This window comes from Mycobacterium sp. UM_Kg1, from assembly GCF_000972925.1.
Classification (GTDB): Bacteria; Actinomycetota; Actinomycetes; order Mycobacteriales; family Mycobacteriaceae; genus Mycobacterium; species Mycobacterium hiberniae.
On record NZ_JRMK01000147.1, the window covers coordinates 1 to 8,396 of the forward strand.

Annotated in this window: 7 protein-coding genes; 4 read left to right on the forward strand and 3 right to left on the reverse strand. The window is 67.0% G+C overall.

Features of this window, described 5'->3' with window-relative positions; all coding sequences use genetic code 11:
• On the reverse strand, positions 1–642 hold a 642-nt coding region (locus tag LI92_RS17675), incomplete at its 3' end, for a Rieske 2Fe-2S domain-containing protein (RefSeq protein ID WP_046321190.1).
• A gap of 108 nt (positions 643–750) precedes the next feature.
• Here LI92_RS17675 and LI92_RS17680 point away from each other — a divergent pair.
• From LI92_RS17680 to LI92_RS17695, 4 genes are all read left to right on the forward strand, one after another.
• Positions 751–1,383: a TetR/AcrR family transcriptional regulator gene (locus LI92_RS17680; protein ID WP_046321192.1), complete on the forward strand. Its 633-nt coding sequence runs from the start codon at positions 751–753 to the stop codon at positions 1,381–1,383.
• Between the two features lie 39 nt (positions 1,384–1,422).
• Positions 1,423–3,006, forward strand: coding sequence for a Na+/H+ antiporter (locus LI92_RS17685; RefSeq protein WP_046321201.1), 1,584 nt, complete (start codon positions 1,423–1,425; stop codon positions 3,004–3,006).
• 95 nt (positions 3,007–3,101) lie between these two features.
• The gene (locus LI92_RS17690) at positions 3,102–3,788 is read left to right on the forward strand and encodes a cutinase family protein (RefSeq protein WP_046321194.1); all 687 of its coding nucleotides are present in this window, start codon (positions 3,102–3,104) and stop codon (positions 3,786–3,788) included.
• Between the two features lie 261 nt (positions 3,789–4,049).
• Positions 4,050–4,679, forward strand: a complete 630-nt coding sequence (locus LI92_RS17695; protein WP_152665533.1) for a hypothetical protein — start codon at positions 4,050–4,052, stop codon at positions 4,677–4,679.
• A gap of 34 nt (positions 4,680–4,713) precedes the next feature.
• On the opposite strand, the gene LI92_RS24405 is transcribed toward LI92_RS17695, so the two are convergent.
• A complete protein-coding gene (locus tag LI92_RS24405) occupies positions 4,714–6,897 on the reverse strand; it encodes a phosphoinositide-specific phospholipase C-related protein (RefSeq protein WP_152665534.1) in 2,184 nt (727 codons plus the stop codon).
• A gap of 190 nt (positions 6,898–7,087) precedes the next feature.
• Positions 7,088–8,011 (reverse strand): hypothetical protein, encoded by a 924-nt coding sequence (locus tag LI92_RS17705; RefSeq protein WP_152665535.1) that lies wholly within the window; start codon positions 8,009–8,011, stop codon positions 7,088–7,090.
• Positions 8,012–8,396: the final 385 nt, after the last annotated feature.

An 8,396-nucleotide genomic window follows, 5' to 3' on the forward strand; every position in this document is an offset into this window, starting at 1 on the left:
GTTGACGTCTTCGATCGACTGGCCGTCGTCACCCTGGAAAGTGATGGTGAAGTCCACGTAGGACACCGGTTCGGCGAAGTCGTGTCGGGTGAAGACCGGCACGATCGGGGTCTGGTGCACGTATTTGAAGTGGGCGAAGTCCACCCCGTTCTCCAGAACGTACTGCGGGTGCAACTCCAGTTGCGGCCGGAACAGTCGCTGCTGCGGGTAGTAGTCGGCGGGCGTGCGATCGTCGAAGCTGGCGAATACGTCCGGCGCGTCGAAGTAGGGCTCACGGCCCTGCGCGTCGTTCCAGATGTAGACCGACTCGTTGCGTTCGACGACCGGGTAGGTGGTGATGCGCCGGCCCCGGTTGGGCTTGTCCTGGTAGGGAATACAGACGTTGCGACCCTGGGAGTTCCACTGCCAACCGTGGAACGGACACTGCAGTACCTCGCCGCAGACTTTGCCGCCGTATCCCAGATGGGCGCCCAGGTGCTCGCAGTAGGCGTTCATCACGGTGAGCCGGCCCGACTCGGCCCGCCAGGCCACCATCTCCCGGCCGAAGTACTTCATGGTGTGAACATCGCCGACGCCGATCTCGTCAGACCAGGCGACTTGGAACCAGCCTGTCGGGTTCATCGACAACGGCGGCTTGGCCATGTCAACGTGTCCTCTCTGTGGTCTGGACCGGGCCGATTTGTCGCAGCATAGTGCGCCCCTCCAAAGAATCATAGTGGGCACTATGGAAATCTTGTTAGGATTCCGGGGATGGCTCAATCGGAGGCGCGGCGCAGCAACAGGCGGGGGCTCGCGACCCGCGAGGCGATGCTGGACGCCGCGGTGCGCTCCCTGGCCACCGGTGATCCCGGCGCGGTGTCGGCCAGCCGGATCGCCAGGGAGTGCGGCGCCACGTGGGGGGCCGTGCAGTACCAGTTCGGTGACGTCGACGGCTTCTGGGCAGCGGTCCTGCACCGCACCGCCGAGCGGCGCGACGCGGCCATCTCGGCCTTCGGAACCCTGAATTCGGGTGCGCCACTGCGGGATCGGGTTGCGGCGATCATCGATACCCTTTATGAAGGGCTGGCCTCGCCGGACTCCCGGGCGATCGAGAATCTGCGGGCAGCCCTGCCCCGCGACCACCGCGAACTGGAGCGGCTGTACCCGCGCACCGCCGCAGAGTTGTTCTCCTGGGGCAAGAGCTGGCTGACGACTTGCCATGCCGCCTTCGCCGATCTGGGCGTCGACCCGCAACGCGTGCGCGAAGTGGCCGCCCTCATCCCGGGCGCGATGCGCGGCCTGGTCTCCGAACGCCAGCTGGGCTCCTACGCCGACCTCGACGAGGCCCGCCGCGGGCTGACCAATGCCCTGGCGGCCTATCTGGAGGCCTCGCGGAACGGCTGAGCCGCTGCGGATGACGGGCATCCAGGCGAGGATGTGAAGGTGTTTGGCCTCGTCGTCGTCGTCACCCTCGTCGCCACCGTGGTCCTGGGCACAGTCCTGGGCAAACGGTATCGGGTCGGTCCCCCGGTCTTGCTGATCCTGCTGGGCGGCGCGCTGGGTCTCATCCCCCGGTTCGGCGACGCGCAGCTCGACGGGGAGATCGTGTTGCTGCTGTTCCTGCCGGCAATCCTGTACTGGGAGAGCATGAACACCAGCTTTCGGGAGATCCGCGCGAACCTGCGCATGATCGTGCTGGTCAGCGTGGGCCTGGTGATTGCCACCGCGGTGGCGGTGTCGTGGACCGCCCGCGCGCTGGGGATGGAGCCGCATGCGGCCTCGGTCCTGGGCGCGGTGCTCTCGCCCACCGACGCCGCCGCGGTGGCCGGACTGGCCAAGAAGCTGCCGCGCCGCCCCCTGACCGTGCTGCGCGCCGAGAGCATCATCAACGACGGGACGGCCCTGGTGCTGTTCGCCGTGACCGTCGCCGTCGCCACCGGCAGCCCCGCCATCGGGCCGGTCCATCTCGTGGAACGTTTCGTGGGCTCCTACCTCGGCGGTATTGCGGCCGGGCTGCTGGTGGGCGGCGCAGTGACACTGCTGCGTCGCCGAATCGACGCGCCCCTGGAGGAAGGCGCCTTGAGCGTGCTGACCCCGTTCGCGGCGTTCCTGCTGGCCCAAACCTTTGATTGCAGCGGCGTAGTGGCGGTGCTGGTCTCAGCACTGGTACTCACCTATGTGGGGCCCCGGGTGATCGGGGCGCGTTCGCGACTGCAGGCCTTTGCGTTTTGGGACATGGCGACGTTTTTGATCAACGGCTCGCTGTGGGTGTTCGTGGGGGTGCAGATTCCGGGTGCGGTCCACGGAATTCAGCATGTCGGTGCCGGCCTTCGGCACGCCACCATCCTGGGCCTGGCCGTCACCGCTGTCGTCATCGTCACCCGGATCGCGTGGACGGAGATCACCACCATGCTCATCCGCATGGTGGACCGGCGCCCCGTACAGCGCGCCCGTCGCGTCAATTGGCGTCAGCGCATGGTGTCGAGCTGGGCCGGGTTCCGCGGTGCGGTCTCGCTGGCCGCGGCGCTGGCCGTCCCGATGACCACCCATGCCGGCACACCGTTCCCCGATCGCCACCTGATCATCTATGTGGTGTCGTTTGTGATCCTGGCGACGGTGCTGCTGCAGGGCAGTACGTTGCCCGCCGTCGTGCGCTGGGCCCGCATGCCCGCCGACACCGCGCATGCCGAGGAATTGCGGCTGGCCCGCACCCGCGCCGCCGAGGCGGCGTTGGATGCGTTGCCGCGGGTGGCCGAAGACCTTCAGGCCGGCGCGGACCTGGTGAGTGGACTGCGCCAGGAGTACCGGGATCGGGCTGCGCTGGCGACGGCGTCCGAGCAGGCGAACGCCGTCGCCGAGCGTGACGACGTCATGCGGCAACTCCAGTTGGGCGTCCTCGAACATCAGCGCCGCGTTGTCACCGAGCTACGCGACCGAAATCAGATCGACGACATCGTCTTACGCGAGGTGCAGGCGGAGATGGACTTGGAGGAGGTGCGCCTGCTGGGACCCGCCGATGCCGAATAGCGGCTGGATCTCATCGATGACGGCCGACGGCATCGCGACCGACCGGCCTCTGCTGCGCTGGCGACGAGGCGTTGCAACGCACTACTATCCATTTCGTGAGCGAAACCTCGGCCCGCCGATTGCGACTCGCCGGCTCCGGCACCGTGCTGGCGGCTGCCCTGCTGACCGCACCTGTGGTTATTCCGGCCGGGACGCCCGGGGCGGTTGCCCCGGCCGCCGCGGCCTGCCCCGATGTCGAGGTGGTGTTCGCCCGCGGGCGCCTGGAGCCCCCCGGGGCCGGTGCAGTGGGCAACGCCTTCGTCAGCGCCCTGCGCGCCAAGACGTCTAAGAACGTCAGCCTGTACGCGGTGAAATACCCCGCCGACAATCAGATCGACGTGGGCGCCAATGACATGAGCGCCCACATTCAGAACACGATCAACGGCTGCCCCAACACCCGCATCGTGCCGGGCGGATACTCGCTGGGCGCCGCCGTCACCGACGTGGTGCTCGCGGTGCCCTTCTCCGCGTTCGGGTTCAACAATCCGCTGCCCCCGGGCGCCGACGAGCACATCGCCGCGGTAGCGCTCTTCGGCAACGGCAGCCAATGGGTCGGCCCCATCACGAACTTCAACCCGATCTACAACGACCGGACCATCGAGCAGTGCCACGGCGCCGACCCGGTCTGCAACCCCGCCGACCCCAACACCTGGCAGGAGAACTGGCCGCAGCACCTGGCCAGCGCCTACATCTCGTCGGGCATGGTCAACCAGGCTGCTGACTTCGTCGCCGGAAAGCTTTAGCCCGGTATCTGTTGCGTCGCGGCCCACACCGCGGCGTCCCGGCGCCGCTCGCTCGGATAATCGAGGCCGGCTTCTCTCACCCTGGCATGCCCGCGCTACCGCCGGCGCGGGCGCAGGACTTTTCGTCACGCACAGCCGGAAGCGCACCCGGATAAATCTCAACTGAAACCAATGGGGCTTTCATGTTGCGATAAGTAATAGCTAACGCTACGTTCGTGAAAGCGGGCAGGTTGTCCATTAACTTAGCCAGGAGGCCACCTCATGGAGCACGCCCCTCGTACACATGCCGCAGTAGCCGTTATCCTGGCCGGCGCCGGCCTGCTCGCCGCCGGTCCCCCATCCACCCAGGTGGGCCAAACCGCCGCGGTCCAGCTGACCGCCGGCGCAGCCGATTTCACCATCCTCCCCTATCCCAGGGGGACTGCCGCAGATCTGTTGCCGGCGCTGGGGGGCAACCTGGCCCTGGCGGGAAGCCAAGTCCAAGAGGGCCTGTCGGACCTTTTCGAACTCGACTTTCTGGGAGCCGCGGGAAACTTCGCGTCAGCCGGCGCCAATCTGTTTCCCGCTATCCCGGAGAACATCCTGCTGGCTGCGGTGGGCGGTGTGTTGGGCCAGAATTTCAGCAGTTACCTGACCTTCGCCGGCGACTTCGCCGTCAACCCGCCACTCACGGACTGGTCGACGCTGGTTCCCAGCCTGGCGGAGTTGCTCCAAGCCGGCGCCTACCAGCTCAGTGCCGCCGTGCAGAGTTTCTTCGCAGGCGACATCGCCGACAGCCTGTATCACACGTTGGCGGGCATCGACGACCTGTTTGTCATGCTGCCGGCGATGGTGTTCCTGGGAGTCCCTGCCCTGCTGGGCGACAGCCTGCTCGACCTCGTCGGGCTGTGAGAGCCGGGCCGGGCAAGCCCCGCCCCGGCAGTACTCACGACACCCGCCCCGTCAGCGGCGCACCGGGCTGGTTCATCAGCACCGGCGGCAGACCCGGCGGTACCGGGTTCGTCGGCACCAGCGGGACCGTCGGCGTCAGCGGCGACGCCGGCGACATCGGGGTCAGCGGTTCCGTCGGGGTCATCGGGGTCAGCGGCAAAGTCGGGGTCAGCGGCGATGTCGGCGCCGGCGTGGACGCCGGTGCGGCCGGGGTGGCCGTGCCCGTGTTCCAGTTGCCGTCGTTGCCGGCGGTGTAGGCCAGCCAGACCCGCTCGACACCGGCCTGGGCCTTGGCGGCCTTGAGCTGTTCGTTCTGATAGCCGTTGCGCGGCACCGCGAATGAGCCGTGACCGATACACCCAACGGTGCCGCCACCGAACTGGCCGGATCCGGAGCTGACATGCCAGCCGTCGGGACCCTGGCAGGCGTACGGCATGTTCTGGCCGCAGGACTCGGCCTGGAAGCGGCCGGAACCGTTGTGCACCGCGCATTGCTGGGTGGGGCTGGACAGCGGTTGCCCGTAAGACCAGCTCCAAACGAACCCACCCAACTGATCGCTCTGCGGGTCCACGAAGTTCAGGCCGGGTGCATTGGTGCCGCAGCGCATCATCTCGTTAATGGCCTCGCCCGACATCGGCTGGAAGGCCCCACCGCCGGCGAGCACGTCGACCAGGGTGTTGGAGTCGAAGAACCGCGTCCAGTTGTTGTCGAACTGCGCCCGGGAGAAGTAACAGTCCGGGTACTGCACGGTGACCGGCTGGCCCTTTTCCACAACGTTGCTGTCGTTGAAGCCCAGCGCATCCCAGCCCGGGTCGCGGCCGCATCCGCTGGTGTAGAGCAGGATCTGCTTTCCAGAGGCCTTGATATCGGCCAGGCTCACGTCCAGCGGCACCCCGCTGGTGGCGCAGGTGGCGCCGGGCTGCACCTGAGCGGGCCGGAACAGCAGGTCGCGTGCCGAGGTGTTACCCAGTGTGCTCTCGATGACTGCGGCACCGGCGGGCAGCGACTTGGTGACGTCGTCGACCGGGTCGTCGAGGCGGTTCTCGATGTAGAGGACGATCACCTGGTCGGGATGAGCGTCCAGCCAGCGGCGGATCTCCTGGAAACCCGACGCCGCGGTGCGTTCGAACGTGCAGCCCAGGTGATTGTCGAAGCCGTGACACAAGATGGGTGCGTACCCGCCGGGCGCGCCGAGGCTGGTGAACCAGTGCACGTCGAGCTCCAGCGCCCGGATGTCCATGTCGAGCTGGTTGACCACCGAGTACAGCTGGTCGGGATCCATGCCCGAAAGCGTCGGCGGGATGTTGGCGTTGGTGTAGTTGTACGAGTTGTGGGTGGACGGCAGCTGGGCCTCCCGCAGCGGCAGGTCCAGCGTCAGCCGGTACTGCTGAACCAGCGCCCGGTGCACCGGCCCGGCAAGGTACTTCTGCACGCTGGCGTCGCCGATGGGGCTGCCGCCGCGCAGGGCGCAGTAGTTGATCGGGCCGTTGATCACCCGGCATTGGCTGGCCACCAGTTGCGCCGCGCTGTCCAGGACCTTGCACGTCGTGGCGAGCTGTCCGGTGGCGACGTCGAAGCAGGCGCTGATCAGCCCGTGCTTGTTGCCGCCGAACCAGCTGCAGGCCGCAACCGAACCGACTGTGCTGCAAGCCTGTACCAGCGGATCGGTGACATCGCCGATCGCCGTACACACCGGATTGAACGCCGGGCCCAGGTCGGTGCAGGCGGTGGCCAGCGACGGCGGCGCCGACGACTCGGACACCACCTGGATGCCCACGGTCGCCGGGTTCGAGAACGAGGCGTCATCGGCTGTGGTGTAGCTGAAGGCGTCTGTGCCGACATAGCCGGTGGCCGGGGTGTAGGTGAAGGTGGCGTCGCTGACGGTCACGGTCCCGTGCGCGGGCGGGGTGACGATCGTGAACTGGGCGGCGGGGTTGGGCGGGGTCGCCACCAGTCCGGCCGTCACGGGGGTGGAGGTGGTGGTCACGGCCATCACGTTCTGCACCTGGGCGCTCGACGCGAACGGCGCCGCCGGCACCCCTGAGGCGATCCCGGCTCCACCGGAAAGCACTGCGAGAACGGCGATCACGACCGTCTGGCGCAGTCGGCGTTTGATGGTCCTCGCCGGGGTGGCCCACCCCAGGTGGCGCCGAGATCGCTCAACTGCCCCTTGACCCACGAACCAAAGCTCCTTATTCGGTTACGACACCGACTCGCTCTCAGAACACTCATGCAACGCCCGTAACAATGGGCAACAAAAATCACACCCGTAATACGACACGATCACAGAACAAGCGCAATACGTTCTTCGGGTTAACTTGGCTCCGATTTAGCCGAGCAGAGGCCCGCCGGGCGTCCTCGCGGAGGATTCAGAACTCGGGCAGCAGGTCGCCCGGATCGACGAGCGCCATGTCTGCGACGTCCGGCAGCAGCGGATCGGCGAGCGCGACGTCTGCGACGTCCGGAATGAGCGGTTCAGCCAGCGGCGAGTAGGGGGCGCCGATCGACTCGGCGATGGCACGTGGCAGATAGTTCACCAGTGCGTCGACGAACCCCGATTGGTTCACATCTTCAAACGGGGCGAGAAGTCCTGCCAGGCCGGGGCTTTCACTGTTGAGGAACGCGTCGAGAAGTTGGGCCGGCGCACCGATCAACCCGACCAGCGCACCGGCGATATCCCCGGAGAACAGATCGTCGATGAAGTCGCGGGCAAGCGTTCCCGCCTCGGCCAGCGCGGCCTGCACAGAACTCAGCGCCGCCAATCCGACCGGCACCTGCACCGCATGCAGCGTGGCCGTGGCTGCGCTGACGACGTTGCCCACGATCTCGAAGGGAATCGCCATCAGGCGGTCCACCAACCCGAGGACCGGAAAGGCGCTCAGCACGACGATGATGCCCTGCCCGAGCGCTTCCACGATGTTCCCGGCCTCGATGGCACCGAACAGGACTTCCAACTGCCCGGGCAGGTTGATCAGGCCGTCGACGAACGACCGCGCCGTGGCGCCCAACGAGTCGAACGTGGTCTCCACGTAGCCGAACCAGTTCGTGACGAGCTGCACGACCGTGGGAAGCGGGTCCTCAAGCCAATGCCCGCCGATGGTGACCAGATTGTTGAACGTGTTGGTGACCAGGTCTACGTACGGGTCCAGCGGATTGGCCACCAAGTCCACTGCGCGCACGACGGCCGCCGGGGGCGGTGCCACCGACGGCGGCATGACGAGGGCACCGGCGGCCAGGGCTGCGATGCCGACGGTGATACGGGGGTGGCGGCTGACTGATCCCACAACACTCATTTCATGACTGGAGTCACTACGGTAACTCTAGGAACGCAGGTCAGCGGGGAGAAACACGCGGGTTGTTGTGCGGGGGGGCTGGGGCGGAGGTCGTCTGCCGCCCCCACACGGACTGCGGAGCGCACCGAAACCCGCCGTTCTCCTGCCGACCAGGCCGGCGCCGAAATATGATCTGCCCGGAAAGCGGTACATCACACTTTGGGGGAGGTTGGCATCATGCGCGCACTCTTACTGGCCCTCGCTGCTGGGGCGGGCATCGTCTCCATGCCCGTGACTCCCGTGGCCACCGCGGAGGTTGTCCCCTACCGCAATTGCACCGAAGCACGGCAGAACGGCGACTGCGATATTCCGGCCACGTCGGACAAATACCAGTCGAAGCTGGACC

Coding starts and splice junctions, on each gene's coding strand:
- LI92_RS17680 (WP_046321192.1), top strand. CDS start 751: ATGGCTCAATCGGAGGCGCGGCGCAGCAACAGGCGGGGGCTCGCGACC.
- LI92_RS17695 (WP_152665533.1), top strand. CDS start 4,050: ATGGAGCACGCCCCTCGTACACATGCCGCAGTAGCCGTTATCCTGGCC.
- LI92_RS17705 (WP_152665535.1), bottom strand. CDS start 8,011: ATGAGTGTTGTGGGATCAGTCAGCCGCCACCCCCGTATCACCGTCGGC.